Annotated in this window: 1 protein-coding gene; it reads left to right on the top strand. The window is 70.0% G+C overall.

Annotated features, from left to right (window positions below; translation table 11 throughout):
- Positions 1 to 526 (top strand): phosphoenolpyruvate carboxylase (locus CWM66_RS28210; protein ID WP_146159965.1); only part of this gene is annotated, 526 nt, incomplete at both ends.

Consider the following 526-nt stretch of genomic DNA (forward strand, 5'->3'; position numbering starts at 1 on the left):
CGGCCATCGCGCCGGCTGGGCCAGGACGCGGCGCTGGGCAACCTGCGTGCGATTCCCTGGGTGTTCGCCTGGAGCCAGGCGCGCGCGGTGGTGCCTGGCTGGTACGGCGTGGGCAGCGGCCTGCAGGCGGCGGCGGATGCCGGCCACGAGGAGGTGCTGCGCGAGATGGCGGCCGATTGGCCGTTCTTCCGTACCTTCCTCGATGACGTGGCGATGGTGCTGTCCAAGGGCGACCTCAATATCGCCGAGCTGTTCTCGCGCCGGGCCGGTCCGCTGCACGAGGCCTTCTTCCCGCGCATCGTCGAGGAACTGGCGCTGACCAAGCGCTGGGTGAAATCGCTGACCGGCCAGCAGTCCCTGCTCCAGCACGACCCGCGGTTGGCCTTGTCGATCCGTTTGCGCAACCCGTACATCGACCCGATCAGCGTGCTCCAGGTCGACCTGCTCGAACGCTGGCGCGCGACCGGCGGCGAGGACGAGGACCTGCTGCGCGCGCTGGTGGCTTGCGTCAACGGGGTCTCGCAAG

The sequence above is a fragment of the Kosakonia sp. H7A genome (assembly GCF_003028445.1).
Classification (GTDB): Bacteria; Pseudomonadota; Gammaproteobacteria; order Enterobacterales; family Enterobacteriaceae; genus Kosakonia; species Kosakonia radicincitans.